Here is a 14864-nt window from a genome sequence, read left to right on the forward strand (position 1 = left end):
AGAGGGAACGAACCCATGGCGAAGATCTCGCTGAAGACGCTGGCTCTTGCCTACATCACCACGTTCATCGTGTTCGGCGCGATAGACTCCGTCTGGCTCAGCACGATGACAAGCCTGCTTTACCGGCCGGTCATGGGCGACATGCTTCTGCCGAGTTTCCGTCTCGCGCCTGCCGTGATCTTCTACCTTCTCTACATCGGCGGACTGACGCTGATGGCAGTGCGTCCGGCCCTGATTGCAGGCGGTGTTGGAGCAGCGGTGCGGCAGGGAGCGGCGATCGGGTTCATGTCGTACATGACCTACGATCTCACCAACCATGCGGTCATGAAGAACTGGTCGACGCTGCTTTCCGTGGCCGACATCATTTGGGGAACCTTGCTTTCGGGTCTCGCCAGCGGTCTTGCCACCTGGATCGTTCTGCGGTTCTTCAGAACAAAACACCACTAGCGTTCGAAAACAATATGGCCGGGAAATCCCGGCCATATCTTTGAGCTATTACTGTTCAGGCTCCTCGGCCACGGTCGGCTGACCGCGCTGGTCGAGTATCTCTCGTTTGCCCACATGGTTGGCCGGGCCGACCAGCCCATCCTTCTCCATGCGTTCCACAAGCGATGCGGCTCTGTTGTAGCCGATCGACAGGCGGCGCTGGATGTAGGAGGTCGAGCACTTCTTGTCGCGCATGACGACCTTGATCGCCTGCTCGTACATCTCGTCCCGGTCTTCCTCGCTAATCGCGGACCTGTCGAAGACCGCCTGGTCTTCCTCCTCGACCTCTTCACCCTCTTCGTCTTCCGTGACGCTGCCGAGATAGAGCGGCTGACCTTGCGTCTTCAGATGCGCAACGATGCGCTCGACTTCCTGGTCCGATACGAAGGGACCGTGAACGCGGGCAATGCGTCCGCCGCCCACCATATGCAGCATGTCGCCCTGACCGAGCAGGTTTTCGGCACCCTGTTCGCCAAGGATGGTGCGGCTGTCGATCTTGGACGTCACTTGGAAGGAGATACGGGTCGGGAAGTTCGCCTTGATCGTACCGGTGATGACGTCGACCGAAGGCCGCTGCGTCGCCATGATCAGGTGGATGCCGGCAGCACGCGCCATCTGCGCAAGCCGCTGGATCGCACCTTCGATCTCCTTGCCGGCCACCATCATCAGGTCGGCCATCTCGTCGACGATGACGACGATATACGGCAACGGCGTCAGGTCCATGTCCTGCTGCTCGTTGATCGGCTCGCCGGTCTGACGGTCGAAACCGACCTGGACGCTGATCGAGATGACCTCGCCGGATGCGGACGCGGCCGCCACACGGGCGTTGAAGCCGTCGATATTGCGAACGCCAAGACGCGACATCTTGCGGTAGCGGTCCTCCATTTCGCGCACCGCCCATTTCAGCGCCAGAACCGCTTTCTTGGGGTCGGTCACGACAGGGGTGAGCAGATGCGGGATACCGTCATAGGCCGACAGTTCGAGCATCTTCGGATCGACCATGATCAGCCTGCACTGGTCCGGCCGCAGACGGTAGATCAGCGATAGGATCATCGTGTTGACCGCGACCGACTTGCCCGAACCGGTCGTGCCGGCGACGAGCAGATGCGGCATCTTCGCAAGCTCGGCGACGACGGGTTCTCCGCCGATCGTCTTGCCGAGGCAGAGCGGAAGCCTGAAGCCCGTACCCGCATAGGTGCCGCTTTCGATCAGCTCACGCAGGTAGACTGTTTCGCGCACGGGGTTTGGCAGTTCGATACCGATCACGTTGCGACCGGGAACGACAGCCACGCGGGCCGAAAGCGCTGACATCGAGCGGGCGATATCGTCCGAAAGACCGATCACGCGCGAGGATTTGACGCCGGGTGCCGGGGCGAATTCGTAGAGCGTCACGACAGGGCCGGGACGAACGTCGATGATCTCGCCGCGGATGCCGAAATCCTCCAGCACGCTTTCCAGAAGCCCGGCGCTCTGTTCCAGGCTTTCCTGGCTGACGGGGCTGATCTGGTCGTCCACCGGTGCCTGCAGCAATTCGATCGACGGGAACTCGTAGTCGTCGGACGCATGCAGCGGTTCGGTGTTGAACGGCCGGATCGGAGAGATCGCGCGGGTCGCCATGACAACCTGCCGCGTCGACTTTACTGGCACGACGGGAGCGACCGCAGGCGCCGGGGCCTCGATGACGGTCTCAGCGATGACGGGCGCAACGAGAACAGGCTCAGGAATGACAGGCTCAGGAGCGACCGGAGCAGCAGCAGCGATGACGGGCGCATCCTCCATTGGAGGCCCCACCGGATTTGGCGCAGCATCGTGGCCGGCCTGGCGCAACGTGATCGAACGATAGAGATCAAGCGGCGACGGCCCCACCGGAATTTCTTCAACCAGACGTTTGGTCAGGGTCTCGATCGGCTGGCGAATGACCGGCGCCCTCAGGGCAACCCGCACAGGTTCGGGCCGGACCGGCTGTTTCGGATAGGTCGGGAGCGGACGCTGAGCAACGAACACAGGTCTCTGCTCGACCTTTGGCGGGGGAGGCGGGGTCAGCGCGAACTCTTCGCCGGTGGCCTCTCCAAGGCTCATCACCTCGAAGAACAGATGATCCGGCAGGTTGGCGATCGGAGACTGTCTTTCAGTGCTAATCACGGGAGCATCAATCACTGCTTCAGGCTGCGGCGGCGCAACTGCGACCAGCACCGGTTCAACGGTTTCCCTGGCAAACGTGGCCCGGCGTTCCCTCAGCGCCTGATCGAGAGTGCCGACGAGATTGCGGGCGCCGGGTTCAGGCGACAGGAAGCTAGCGATAGAGGTCGACAGCGCGTCGCCGTCATGTCTTTGGGTGAAAGTAATCTCGGAAATCTCCTGAACGGCTGGCGCCGCCATAGGGGGAATGACAGCCTCGGGGACGGCGTGGGAAGCGACGGCTTCGCCCTCCGCTTCCGGGCCGGAGGGTGCCCCACGCCTGGAGATGGTTTTCTCCGGCGTGCGGGTGAAACGAACGGTCGGGCCCAACATGAAGGCCTTCTGCCAGTCCGGCAGCGCCTCGATCTCGTGAGCCTGCATCTGGACTGTCGACACGATGTCGCAAGCCACCTGTTGCCCCGCATTCGGGGGCTCAGGCGGATTTATGGGGTGAGAGTGGCCGGTATCCGGCAGTTCGGAAGCCTGGGCTTCCAGCTTGTCAGTTTCGCGAAATTGCGGGCCTGTGAGACGCATTGCCACCAATGAAACCATATGAACAAATCTGGGACACGAACGTCCTTGGATATAAAACAAACATTAACCATGCGTTGCCGGCGCCGATAAATCGTCAGAGCGCGGTGATGGCCTGTGACAAAAGGCGCCGGTGAAATGGTCTTTGGGACGGAACAGACTCGGGCAGTTGGTGGTTATTGGGTCAACTGTAGTCGTCAAGATGGAGCCCCCATGTCGAGTCCGAATTCGTTTGAAATGTCACGACGGGATCTTCTCGTCGCAACCGCTGCCGGCTCTGTGGCCGTGGCAAATAGCAACAGAGCTGCAAATGCGCAGGCGGCAACACCGCCTCCCCGGCCGGGGACGGCGACGTCGCGGGTGGGTTTTGTCGTCAACGGCACACGCCAGGATCTCGATCTCGACAACCGTACGACCCTGCTCGACGCGTTGCGTGAGAACCTGCACCTGACCGGCACCAAGAAGGGTTGCGATCACGGCCAGTGCGGCGCCTGTACTGTCATGGTCGATGGTCGCCGCATCAATTCGTGCCTGTCGCTTGCCATCATGCACGAGGGCTCCGAGATCACCACGATCGAAGGCCTTGGCACACCGGACGAGATGCATCCGATGCAGACGGCATTCGTCAAGCACGATGGCTTCCAGTGCGGCTATTGCACCCCTGGGCAAATCTGTTCCTCCGTCGCCGTTCTTGAAGAAATCAAGGCCGGCATTCCGAGCCATGTAACGGAAGACCTGACCGCCCCCACGCAGGTTTCCGAGATGGAAATCCGCGAACGTATGAGCGGCAATATCTGTCGATGCGGGGCCTACCCGAACATTGTTGCGGCTATCACGGAAGTTTCGGGGAGGCAGGCATGAAACAGTTTACTTATGAACGCGCCGCATCACCGGCTGAAGCTGCGTCCAAGGCCGCCAACAACCAGAACGCCAAGTTCATCGCGGGAGGCACCAACCTCCTTGACCTGATGAAGCTAGAGATCGAATCACCGACCCATCTCATCGACGTCAACGGTCTCGACCTCGACAAGATCGAACAGAGCGAAGATGGCGGCGTCCGGATCGGAGCGCTCGTGCGCAATACGGATCTCGCCTCGGACGAGCGCATCCGCCGCGACTACGGCGTGCTTTCGCGCGCACTTCTCGCAGGCGCATCGGGTCAGCTCCGCAACAAGGCAACGACGGCCGGCAACCTGTTGCAGCGGACGCGCTGTCCTTACTTCTACGACACCGCCCAGCCTTGCAACAAGCGAAAGCCCGGTAGCGGCTGTTCCGCCATCGGCGGCGTGACCCGCCAGCTGGGCGTGATCGGCGTCAGCGATGCCTGCATCGCCACCCACCCCGGCGACATGGCAATCGCCATGCGTGCCCTCGATGCAACCGTTGAGACGGTCAAGCCCGATGGCGCAACACGCGCGATCCCGATTGCCGACTTCCATAAACTGCCCGGCGATACGCCCGAGATCGAAACCACGCTTGAGCGCGGCGAGATCATCACGGCCGTTACGCTGCCGGCACCTGTGGGTGGCAAGCACGTGTATCGCAAGGTGAGAGACCGTGCGTCCTATGCGTTCGCTCTTGTGTCGGTTGCCGCGATCATCCAGCCGGATGGCACCGGTCGCGTTGCGGTCGGCGGTGTGGCTCCCAAACCATGGCGCGTCGAAGAGGCGGAAGCCGACTTGCCGCAGGGGTCCAAGGCCGTGATGGCCAAGGTCTTTGCAGGCGCAAAGCCAACCGAAGAAAATTCGTTCAAGGTGACACTGGCGGAGCGCACGCTCGCCGGCATCCTTGAAGAAACCAAGGGGTAAGCCATGCTATTCGATCGTCCCGCCACGACCAATCCCATCGACCAGATGAAGGTGGTCGGCCAGCACATCACGCGTATCGACGGCCCTAAGAAGGTCACCGGCACGGCGACCTATGCCTATGAATGGAACCACGCCAACCTCAACGTTGCCTACGGCTATCCCGTAGGCGCCGGCATCGCAAAGGGTCGGATCAGCTCGATGGATATCCAGGCGGCCCGCAACGCTCCGGGCGTTCTGGCTGTCGTCACGGCTGAAACGGCTGGCAAGCTCTCCAAGGGCAAGATGAATGCGGCCAAGCTTCTCGGTGGCCCCGAGATCTCGCATTATCACCAGGCCATCGCCGTCGTCGTCGCTGAAACCTTTGAGCAGGCTCGCGCCGCAGCGAGCCTCATCAAGGTGGATTACGTTCGCGCTCCCGGTTCCTACGATCTGGAAGCAGCGAAGGACACGGCCAAGAAGCCGGAGGGCTCCGAAGGTGAAGACGCAGACACCTCTGCCGGCAACTTCGACAAGGCGTTCGCCGAGGCAGCGGTCAAGTTCGACCAGACCTACACGACACCCGACCAGTCACATGCGATGATGGAGCCGCATTCGTCTCTTGCCATGTGGGACGGCGACGAAGTTACGGTCTGGACCTCGAACCAGATGATTGCCTGGAACAAGTCAGAAATGGCGATCACGCTCGGCATCGATCCGGAGAAAGTCCATATCATGTCGCCGTTTGTCGGCGGTGGTTTCGGCTCAAAGCTTTTCCTCCGGTCGGATGCGGTGCTTGCAGCGCTTGGTGCGAAAGCGGCGGGACGCCCCGTCAAGCTTGCGCTTCCGCGTCCCTTCGTGATGAACAACACGACGCACCGCCCGGCAACGATCCAGCGTATCCGCATCGGCACCACGCAGGAAGGCAAGATAACCGCGATTGCTCACGAAAGCTGGAACGGCAATCTGCCGGGCGGCAGCCTGGAGACAGCCGTGGCGCAGACTCGTCTTCTCTACGCCGGCGAAAACCGGATGACGTCGATGCGGCTTGCGGCGCTTGATCTGCCAGAGGGCAATGCGATGCGCGCACCGGGCGAAGCGCCTGGTCTCATGGCGCTTGAAATCGCCATGGACGAACTGGCCGAGCAGCTCAACCTCGACCCCGTCGAATTGCGGATCATCAACGACACGCAGGTTGATCCGGAAAAGCCTGAACGGAAGTTCTCGCACCGTCAGCTGGTCGAATGTCTTCGCCGGGGTGCTGAAACCTTCGGCTGGGACAAGCGCAACGCCGAGACGGGTCGCGTCAAGGACGGACGCTGGATGGTTGGCATGGGTGTTGCGGCAGCGTTCCGCAACAACATGAACATGAAGTCTGGCGCCCGCGTGCGGCTCGATTCCGAAGGCGTCGTGACTGTCGAAACCGACATGACGGATATCGGTACGGGCAGCTACACGATCATCGCCCAGACCGCGGCCGAAATGATGGGCGTAACGATCGATAAAGTTGCCGTAGAGCTCGGCGATTCCCGCTTCCCGGCGTCGTCGGGATCGGGCGGACAGTGGGGCGGAAACAGCTCCACCGCAGGCGTCTATGCCGCATGCGTGGCGCTGCGGGATGCGATCTCGCAAAAGGTCGGCTTCAACTCCGCAGATGTCACGTTTGCGGACGGCCAGATCCGTTCCGGCAACCGCAGCATTGCTCTCGCAGAGGCAGCTGGCAAGGACGGTGTCGTTGCGGAAGATACGATCGAGTATGGCGATCTTGCAGAAGAGATGCAGCAGTCGACATTCGGTGCCCATTTCGTCGAGGTCGGCGTCGACATGTACACGGCTGAAATCCGCGTTCGGCGCATGCTGAGCGTCTGTGCAGCAGGGCGCATTCTCAACCCGATCACGGCCCGCAGCCAGGTCATCGGTGCGATGACGATGGGCGTCGGCGGCGCCTTCATGGAAGAACTGGCCGTCGACAAGCGTCGCGGCTTCTTCGTCAACCATGATCTCGCCGGCTACGAAGTTCCTGTCCATGCCGATATTCCGCATCAGGATGTCATCTTTCTCGATGAGACGGATCCGACCACTTCGCCGATGAAGGCAAAGGGTGTTGGCGAACTCGGCCTTTGCGGTGTGGCGGCAGCGCTTTCCAACGCCGTGCACAACGCAACCGGCGTGCGTATCCGGGATTACCCTGTCACGCTCGACAAGCTGCTGCGGGACATGCCGCAGGTCGGCTGATCCGCTCGGAACGATTACGCAAACCTCTGGCCGGAGCATTCACGGATGCTCCGGCCTTAAATTTTTAGAACCTCGTCGCGCCAGAAGACGATAACATAGCCGCCGCGTGCTTCAGCGTTGGATGCCCATGCCTTGAACTGCGGCATATAGGGCGGATGACGCCACAGATCGGGATAGTCCGGATCGGCAAGGACCGTAATCTGCTGTCCTTCCCCATAGACCATCAGGTGGGATCTTTGAGGAGCCCACTCGTCGCCCAGTCCTTCGCGCGTTAGCCAATGGCACACGAAGTCGCGGCAAAGCATCGGTCGATCCTGGTAGATGGAACAGCCTTGTCCGGCAACGCAGTGCCTGCACCACTCGTCCGCAGGCTTGTTGAGATCATCGATGTCCGGCAACCGGCAGCAAAGAGTGCAGGTTCCGCACGCGCGGCCCTCGACAATGGCTGGTGTCATTCTTGCGATACGCTTCCTGCGTCTTGGGGATACCCCCGGTCTGCGACCTTCAAACAGTTTCGTTCAAGAGCCGCACGCGATTGAAGAGGCTGCCGGATCCAGAGTTGGGTGCGGGAGGCCGCAAAACGGCACCGCCCGGATATCACCGCAGGGGTGTGTGACGCAAGAAAAGCGCTTTGGTTTCGACGCATGCGGGAAACGGAAGTTTAATCGATGAGCCTTAAGTCTGATGCAAACGGAGATTTTTCCATAATGACGACGAGTTGCCAAGGCTGCCGCGACGGCGCAGCATTCGAACTACCGTTCTCGATGGCATTCCAGCCGATCGTCGACATCGCAACAGGCAAGATTTTCGCCCACGAAGCGCTTGTTCGAGGTCCAAGCGGAGAAGGTGCCGGCTCTGTCCTGTCGCAGGTGCAGGCCGACAACCGCTATGCGTTCGATCAGCAGTGCCGGGTCAAGGCGATCGAACTTGCCGCGCAGCTCTACGACCCCGCTGACGACGTGAAACTGTCGATCAACTTCATGCCGAACGCCGTCTACGAACCGCGGGCGTGTATCCGCCTGACGCTTGCCACGGCCATGAAGACGGGTTTTCCGCTTGATCGCATCATCTTCGAGTTCACAGAGAACGAGGAGTTGGATACCAAGCACGTCCTTCACATCCTACGGACATACCGGGATATGGGCTTTAAAACTGCGATCGACGACTTCGGTTCAGGCCACTCCGGCCTCGGCCTCCTCAGTCATTTCCAGCCCGATATCGTCAAGCTGGATATGGACATGATCAGAGGGATCGACACCGATCCGGTCCGGCGCACCATCGTCAAGCACACGTTGCGGATGCTCGAAGAACTCAACATCGTGCCGCTCTGCGAAGGCGTCGAAACTGTCGGCGAAATGTCGGCCCTGCGGGATTTGGGCGTGTCCCTCATCCAGGGCTACCTGCTCGCCAAGCCAAGCTTCGAACACCTCGCCATCCCGGCTTCCGCGAAGGCGATGCTTGCTGCGGCGGCCTGAGAAACGGTGGGATAGGCGAACCAAAGCGGAATGAAAGGTCCGGTATCGGTTTCGACGCAGTGGAAACAGGCAGAGATGCCGACTGGACACTGGCAAGGGCAAGCTCAGAGCTCGATTTGACAAGTGAAACAGCGCGTTCGTTCACGTTCGAGACAGCTTGACGTCAATCGAGACAGTACTTTTCGCGCCGGAATGCAGGTGATGAAAGAGGAGGCGAAAGCAACTTTCTCGAGAGCGAGCGGTGCCACATGCTGGCGCACCTGAAGCCAAGAGAGACAACGATTTCAGCGAGCATCTGGACAAGTTTTCGCCTGCACACGCATAATGTTTTTTTGGAAGATGTTCGAACAACTCAAGAGCGAGGATCAACGACGATTGGTATCGCGCGGCTGCTTAGGATATTTCACAACAAAACGCGATTCTGTCTCGGTTAACAAAATGGGAACGGATCGGTGAAAATGCTTGCGCGTCGGCAGCGAAGCTGGCGATATTAGGCGCGATCGACATGACGATCCGAGGCGAGATCGCAAACTCGGCATGCTCGAAAACGGAAGCTAGCCGATGACTATCTCCGCCAGCGACGAGAGCGAGCCTCTCACATCATCTGCTCTATCGACCTCGCTTGGCGAGCTATTTTCCAAACTGCGAGCGACACAGCTCACAAGTACGATTTTTTGTGACAGCCATGGCGCTTTCGACGGCTTTTTGGGTTGTGGATACATTTATTATGGTCTCGCCGCCGCCATCCGCAGTCAGGTCAGCGTTTGCATTGGATCCGGTGGCGGGTTTGTGCCGGAAATCCTAAAGCAAGCCCAGCGCGATCACGGTATCGACACGGCCGCAACCTATCTGATCGATGCAAACCTTTCAGACCTTGGCTTTGGCAGCCCCAGCCAGAGTGGCGGCTGGCTCGACGTCAACAACGATTTCACCAAGCGCGCAGGGGACGTTATCATCCTCAAGATGCTGTCTACGGACGCCGCGGCCCTGTTTTTTAATCAGGGCGTGCTGATCGACTATCTCCACATCGACGGGGACCATTCGAAGCGGGGAGTCATCGCCGACTTCGAGGACTTCGCTCCAGTTTTGTCCCCCGGTGCGATCGTGAGCCTTCACGATACGACAATGCCAAGCGTTACCGCAGCGATGGACGTAATTCGGTTGCGCAACCCGGAGTGGGAATACTTTACGCTTGGAGAGGTCGGCGTGGGAACCGCATTCATGCGAAGGCGAACGACAGTCGCGCCTAAGCGGCTGGCTGAGAACCGAGCAGCCTTTTCAGATACAAACCGGCAGGTCCTGTTCCGCAAGCCCGAGGAAGTCGACGAAGCGATTCAGGCCAGTCGGAGGAAATCAAGCTTCGAGCGCTGGCATTACCTCAGCACCGCAGCATACCGTATCCGCTATCTGATCGCCGCGGACCTCATCGATGAGCCGGGCGCGACCGTAATCGAAGTCGGCGGTTTTCCGAACTCGGTTGTCGATTTTCTAGACAAATCGCGTCGTGTGATCGCGTTTGATCCTTATACACCGGCTGATTACATCGAGCGCGTGAGCAAGACGGCAGCTGGTAAGGATATGGCCTTCATGTTCTCATCGCGGCCGATTTCCCAGGCAATTGAGGAAATCGACAATATCGGAGCCTATAATGTCGTCTGGCTTGGCTTGGACATCAGTGCCGATATTCACAGTACCCAAGTCTACCGTGCAGAGCTCAAGGGCATGCTCCAGATTATGGGGAACGCAAAAGCGTGCGTCATCGAACTGCCGCAATATGTCCCATCCGCGCTGACGTGGAAACTGGTTCTGGACTGCCTGCACCCTCAAATCCTGCGCGATGTTAAACTCGATTTGTCGGAGGACCCAGTTGCCGACGAATTCTTTGTCAGAGACGGTCGTTCGCAGCGGCGCGTTATTGTGTTCAATGCAAAAAGGCCATTCAGCGGAGAAGTGCATTCGGGTCTGATTGACCAATGTGCGTCCGACCTGATGGATGTACGCAACAAGCAAGCCGGCACGACTGCCGATGGCGCCAACCGGCTCTATCGTTACTGGGCGTCCGAATTGCCAGCCCGTGGCGGTAAGATCATCGACGGGCTTGAACGGTTTGCAGAGGTCGGAAAGGAGTCAAAGGGCTGCCTTACCTTTGGGCCCTATCTTCGCTTGGCTTCCGGCAATTACGCATTTGAAATCATCTATCGGAGCTGGGGGGACATGGAAAGGACGCCGGATCGATGGGACGTATGCGTTGGGGTGAGCAATGTCATTGCGGCAGGTGATTTGCCCGCCAACGATGCAAGACTGTCGACCGCCCGAGGCCATTTTACCTTGTCAAGCGATCACAGCTTGATGCCCGTCGAGATTCGAACCCACTTTGCGGGAGCCGGCGACTTGTGTATTCGACAGATCGTCATACATCAGCTTTAGTAGCCTTGCCGCGTCATAACGTCGAGGATCCGACAAACGGTGTTGAAGCAGTCAAGTACAAGTCGGATGCCTTCGAACCTTGGGTGGCGGAAGACGTTGCGAAGTTCTGCACCACATGGCAGATAGGCACCCGCCAGCGACTGGCCTTCGAGCTACTGCTGTGTTCGGGCCTCCGGCGATCGGACATCGTGAGGGCAGGGCGCCAGCACATGGTTGGCAATACCTTCAGCATGCGAACGCAGAAGACGGGTGCTGAGATGACCGTAGAGTTTCCCGACCGGCTGATGAGCGTCATCGCTCAGACACAGACTGGCGATCTCGCCTTTATCGGTGGGGAGAACGGTCAACCGTTTACGACGGAGTCGTTCGGAAACTGGTTCCGGAAACATTGCACTAAAGCAGGCGTCGAAAAGAGCGCTCATGGAGTGCGCAAACTATCGGCAACCTTGGCCGCCAATGCCGGCGCATCGTCTCATGAGCTGATGGCACAATATGGATGGGCAACATCTCGCCAGGCTGAAACCTACACGAAGCAGGCGGATCGAAAGCGTCTTGGAGTCAGAGCCTCTAAGCTGGTTGCAGAACAAATCGAGGTCGAACTTTCCCCGCACCTAAATCCGAGTGCGAAGAAAACTGCGAAAAGCTGAATGAAATCAACGCTCTCTAGAGCGAGTGGTGCCCCATGCCGGCGCACCTGAAAGCAATATAAACAATGGGGTTAGCAAGCGTCTGGACACTTTCGGACCCCACGCGATCATTATGTTTTTTCGGAAAGTGTCCAGACGTCCTAAGAGCAAAACTTTGGAGTGACGACATGAAATTAAGGTTTGTTCTTTGCCTCGGAAGAATTTTGTGATCGACCGGCGCACGCGGAATGCGGGCGCCGGTTCTGTAGCGAATACGGATCAGATCAAGTCGAAGTCTGCAGCAGTGAGCTTTAGCCCCGGATCGAGGTGCGCGAAACGCACGGCCGGACCGGCGCCACTACCGTCCGCATCGTAAAACAGGTCGCCGGTCTTGGAATTGTATATGACCCTGTCCGACGCATCATGCGCCTTACCGGTGGTGCTGGAATGAAATGCTGCATCTTCCAGATCGCCGACTTTGCCGACGGTTCTGAAAACAAGGTGATCGAGAACGATTGTGTCGTCGCGACCCGAGAAATCGTCGATGGTGTCCATATTTTTGGGACCGGCCTTCGTGTCGAACACGAACATGTCCTTACCCGATCCACCGATGAGGAAATCGTTTCCAGTGTTACCGTTGAGGATATCGTTTCCGGAACCCGCATCGATCCAGTCATTGCCAGATCGCGCATCGATGTTGTCATCGCCGCCGAATGTAGCGATGCGATCGTTGGCAAAGCCTGTGGTCACTTCATCGTCACCTGCAAAGATGGTCTTGAAGATCTTTGCTCCGGACTCCGCCGTATTTTGACGCATCAGGCTGCTTAGAACCTTCGCACTGATCTCGATGTCAGCGATGTAGAGGCTGTATTGACCATCGACAACAGTGATTCCGGAAACTTCTCCCGAAATCAGTTTCTGGTTTTTGTAGGCAAGGTCGGTTCCGTGAACAATGAAGTAAGGGCCGTTAAGGAGCTCGTACCCAGGAGCAAGAGTGATGTAAGTCGGTTGATTATGCCTCACCTCCCAGTTCGCAAGATGCCCCCATCTTTCGGCTGCATCATATGACCAGTTGAAGCCAGTCCGTAAATCCATAGTCGCCATTTCGCCCCCACGCGTGGTTGTATTTTTGATCTATGTCGCATCGAAATGACGATGAAAAGCCCCATCAAAACGAGCTTTCCTAATTATCGAGGGAGACGGGTTTTTGCCACAGCGCGATGGTAGGCTAGTGCTTAGATATTTGAATCCCAATTGGACAGCGAAATTTCCGAAATTTGCGATTAAAAACAACTAAAATCATGATCGGTGAGGGGTTTGAAAGCCCAATTGATATCACTTCGAAATTTTAAACACTCCCCGCACCGCTCTAACCTATCATTTTCTCGATGCTCGTTGTGCGCTATTCAGCGGGACATTAGGAAGATCATTGAATTTCATGCTGGAGGATTAGCACTTCCCGTACCAGTGAGGCCCTGCAATGATGATTTGATCTAAATCGCGAGGGTCTAAGATGCAATCTTCTGTCTACGACGACGCATGGTGGATCGCACTCGTTCTACCTCTCATCATCTCACTGTTTATCTTCCTGACTGCTACAGCTATCAAAGCTACGCGTCGGACATCAAGTCTAACCTATGTACTTCAAGAGGAGAGGAATGCGCAGATCTCATCCGTCACGACGTCTACACTCACTGTCTGGAATGATGGAACCGAGATTATCGAGCTATCAAATTTCGCAAGAACGGCACCTTTTGCTATCCACCTAAGCGGCGCCAACATATTCCGCAGCGAGCTCATCCGGGTTTCGAGACCCGAGAACGATGTCTCAATTACGGAGGCCGATCCATTCGGAAATGTATCTATAGACTTCGACTTCCTTGCACCAGGTGATGGGTTCAGGTGGCAAGGAGACCACGATCTGACTCCAGGGGTGTTTAGGCTCGAAGGTTGGATCAAGGGTGCGGGCCACCCCGTACACGATTACAGGCCAACACCGTATCAGCTCAAGTTAGGGCTAACCATAGCAATGTTTGGCGTGTGGTACGACATGCTGGTGTTGGGAACCAACCTGATCATACACGAAGGCATAAGGTCATGGATGTTTATCACATGGCTGCCGGCTCCGATCTTCGGTATCTTAGGTTCAGCGATGTCAATCGCGAGCTTAATCAACGAATGGAGAGACCCAGGGCCTAAACTTCTCAGGGCTTGGGATAGAGACGCCCTTGGAGGGAAGCTGCCTGAGCTTGCAGCTCGGTAACGTTAGATGAAGCATTGCGCCACCTCTCCATACTCAGCTTGGGAAGCTTCCAGAACAAGCAGGAAAATCAAGTCGTCGTTTCACTGAACAGCGACCTCGTCGACTTCCCGTCGACGGGGTTACTCGTTCACAGATCGGGCCGTTCGCTGGAAGCCGCCGTGTCATGACAGCGCGTCTGCGCTGATCTCGCTTTCAGCATCCTCTGGATCAGGGTCCTCCTCGTAGGCGGCGGCCCTGTTCCAAGCTACGCTCTGCAGCGCAACCATGACGGTTCGCGTATCCCACACAGATTGTACGGCGTTATCGATCAAATCCTGCACAGGCAGATTGAGATCCCGCAGTCGAAACTCACGGTCAAACGACACCCCTCACGCCGGAAAATCGTTCAGGCAGATCACGACAGCATTGTGGAATCAAGCTCTGTCCAGCATGGTCAGGCTCATGACCAAAGAATACATTCTTGATGGATCGAAGATCACATCGCTCGAGGCGTTTTATGATCAAGTAAGTGAAGTGCTCATTCCCGACACATATTGGGGCAACAACCTGGATGCCTTCAACGACATTCTGCGCGGGGGCTTCGGCACACCTGAAGAGGGATTTGTCCTTCGGTGGACCCATTCAGAAGTTTCTCGCAAAAACCTGAGCCACTTAGAAACGATAAGGCAGCTAGAGAAGCTGCTGGAGAGTTGCCACCCTAGCGGTGAAGCGCGTTTCCGTAATGACCTAATCCGAGCGCGACAAGGGCAAGGGTCCACGGTTTTCGACTGGCTTATCGAAATCTTCCGAATTCATGGTGCTTGGGGTGATGAGGCCCAACATCATGTCAGACTCGTTTTGGAATGACCTGAGTTTTCCC

At 57.7% G+C, this 14864-nt stretch carries 12 protein-coding genes; 9 read left to right on the forward strand and 3 right to left on the reverse strand.

The window, feature by feature from the left end; all coding sequences use genetic code 11:
• Nucleotides 1-15: 15 nt before the first annotated feature.
• Nucleotides 16-447: a DUF2177 family protein gene (locus tag ASF70_RS03510; protein WP_092664551.1), complete on the forward strand. Its 432-nt coding sequence runs from the start codon at nucleotides 16-18 to the stop codon at nucleotides 445-447.
• A gap of 48 nt (nucleotides 448-495) precedes the next feature.
• Here the strand turns inward: ASF70_RS03510 and ASF70_RS03515 are convergent, their stop codons facing one another.
• Nucleotides 496-3045: a DNA translocase FtsK gene (locus ASF70_RS03515; protein WP_062577458.1), complete on the reverse strand. Its 2550-nt coding sequence runs from the start codon at nucleotides 3043-3045 to the stop codon at nucleotides 496-498.
• Between the two features lie 363 nt (nucleotides 3046-3408).
• Between ASF70_RS03515 and paoA the strand changes: the two genes are divergently transcribed.
• The 3 genes from paoA to paoC are packed head-to-tail and all read left to right on the forward strand — an operon-like array spanning nucleotide 3409 to nucleotide 7214.
• A complete protein-coding gene (paoA, locus tag ASF70_RS03520; RefSeq protein ID WP_062454375.1) occupies nucleotides 3409-4056 on the forward strand; it encodes an aldehyde dehydrogenase iron-sulfur subunit PaoA in 648 nt (215 codons plus the stop codon).
• Nucleotides 4053-5003, forward strand: a complete 951-nt coding sequence (locus ASF70_RS03525; RefSeq protein WP_062577460.1) for a xanthine dehydrogenase family protein subunit M — start codon at nucleotides 4053-4055, stop codon at nucleotides 5001-5003. The genes paoA and ASF70_RS03525 overlap by 4 nt, the downstream gene beginning before the upstream one ends.
• A 3-nt stretch (nucleotides 5004-5006) precedes the next feature.
• Nucleotides 5007-7214 carry an aldehyde oxidoreductase molybdenum-binding subunit PaoC gene (gene paoC, locus ASF70_RS03530; RefSeq protein ID WP_062454371.1) on the forward strand — a complete coding sequence of 736 codons (2208 nt, stop codon included), beginning with the start codon at nucleotides 5007-5009 and terminating at the stop codon, nucleotides 7212-7214.
• A 56-nt stretch (nucleotides 7215-7270) separates the two neighbouring features.
• On the opposite strand, the gene ASF70_RS24535 is transcribed toward paoC, so the two are convergent.
• Nucleotides 7271-7438 carry a hypothetical protein gene (locus ASF70_RS24535; protein ID WP_244473943.1) on the reverse strand — a complete coding sequence of 56 codons (168 nt, stop codon included), beginning with the start codon at nucleotides 7436-7438 and terminating at the stop codon, nucleotides 7271-7273.
• A gap of 483 nt (nucleotides 7439-7921) precedes the next feature.
• Here ASF70_RS24535 and ASF70_RS03540 point away from each other — a divergent pair, with 483 nt between their 5' ends.
• The 3 genes from ASF70_RS03540 to ASF70_RS03550 all read left to right on the forward strand — a co-directional run bounded on the left by ASF70_RS03540 (nucleotide 7922) and on the right by ASF70_RS03550 (nucleotide 11763).
• Complete coding sequence (locus ASF70_RS03540) at nucleotides 7922-8689, forward strand: EAL domain-containing protein (protein ID WP_062577464.1); 768 nt, start codon at nucleotides 7922-7924, stop codon at nucleotides 8687-8689.
• 561 nt (nucleotides 8690-9250) lie between these two features.
• Entirely contained in the window at nucleotides 9251-11116 is a 1866-nt protein-coding gene (locus ASF70_RS03545) for a class I SAM-dependent methyltransferase (RefSeq protein WP_062577466.1), read from the forward strand.
• Nucleotides 11083-11763: a tyrosine-type recombinase/integrase gene (locus tag ASF70_RS03550; RefSeq protein WP_082471731.1), complete on the forward strand. Its 681-nt coding sequence runs from the start codon at nucleotides 11083-11085 to the stop codon at nucleotides 11761-11763. Before ASF70_RS03545 ends, ASF70_RS03550 begins: the two co-directional genes overlap by 34 nt.
• 258 nt (nucleotides 11764-12021) lie before the next feature.
• Here the strand turns inward: ASF70_RS03550 and ASF70_RS03555 are convergent, their stop codons facing one another.
• Nucleotides 12022-12846 (reverse strand): calcium-binding protein, encoded by an 825-nt coding sequence (locus tag ASF70_RS03555; RefSeq protein WP_156461741.1) that lies wholly within the window; start codon nucleotides 12844-12846, stop codon nucleotides 12022-12024.
• Between the two features lie 409 nt (nucleotides 12847-13255).
• Between ASF70_RS03555 and ASF70_RS03560 the strand changes: the two genes are divergently transcribed.
• Together ASF70_RS03560 and ASF70_RS03570 are read left to right on the forward strand one after the other, a co-directional pair.
• On the forward strand, nucleotides 13256-14005 hold the full coding sequence (locus ASF70_RS03560) for a hypothetical protein (RefSeq protein ID WP_062577472.1): 750 nt from the start codon (nucleotides 13256-13258) through the stop codon (nucleotides 14003-14005).
• Nucleotides 14006-14446: 441 nt separating this feature from the next.
• Nucleotides 14447-14851, forward strand: coding sequence for a barstar family protein (locus ASF70_RS03570; protein WP_062577540.1), 405 nt, complete (start codon nucleotides 14447-14449; stop codon nucleotides 14849-14851).
• Nucleotides 14852-14864 lie beyond the last annotated feature (13 nt).

Origin of the sequence: Rhizobium sp. Leaf321 (genome assembly GCF_001423215.1) — a bacterium.
In the GTDB taxonomy this organism is placed as follows: domain Bacteria; phylum Pseudomonadota; class Alphaproteobacteria; order Rhizobiales; family Rhizobiaceae; genus Neorhizobium; species Neorhizobium soli.

What these genes read in the sequence shown, in the direction of transcription:
- ASF70_RS03510 (WP_092664551.1), top strand. Translation starts at nt 16, where the DNA reads ATGGCGAAGATCTCGCTGAAGACGCTGGCTCTTGCCTACATCACCACG.
- ASF70_RS03515 (WP_062577458.1), bottom strand. Translation starts at nt 3,045, where the DNA reads ATGCAGGCTCACGAGATCGAGGCGCTGCCGGACTGGCAGAAGGCCTTC.
- paoA (WP_062454375.1), top strand. Translation starts at nt 3,409, where the DNA reads ATGTCGAGTCCGAATTCGTTTGAAATGTCACGACGGGATCTTCTCGTC.
- ASF70_RS03525 (WP_062577460.1), top strand. Translation starts at nt 4,053, where the DNA reads ATGAAACAGTTTACTTATGAACGCGCCGCATCACCGGCTGAAGCTGCG.
- paoC (WP_062454371.1), top strand. Translation starts at nt 5,007, where the DNA reads ATGCTATTCGATCGTCCCGCCACGACCAATCCCATCGACCAGATGAAG.
- ASF70_RS24535 (WP_244473943.1), bottom strand. Translation starts at nt 7,438, where the DNA reads ATGGTCTATGGGGAAGGACAGCAGATTACGGTCCTTGCCGATCCGGAC.
- ASF70_RS03540 (WP_062577464.1), top strand. Translation starts at nt 7,922, where the DNA reads ATGACGACGAGTTGCCAAGGCTGCCGCGACGGCGCAGCATTCGAACTA.
- ASF70_RS03545 (WP_062577466.1), top strand. Translation starts at nt 9,251, where the DNA reads ATGACTATCTCCGCCAGCGACGAGAGCGAGCCTCTCACATCATCTGCT.
- ASF70_RS03555 (WP_156461741.1), bottom strand. Translation starts at nt 12,846, where the DNA reads ATGGCGACTATGGATTTACGGACTGGCTTCAACTGGTCATATGATGCA.
- ASF70_RS03560 (WP_062577472.1), top strand. Translation starts at nt 13,256, where the DNA reads ATGCAATCTTCTGTCTACGACGACGCATGGTGGATCGCACTCGTTCTA.
- ASF70_RS03570 (WP_062577540.1), top strand. Translation starts at nt 14,447, where the DNA reads ATGACCAAAGAATACATTCTTGATGGATCGAAGATCACATCGCTCGAG.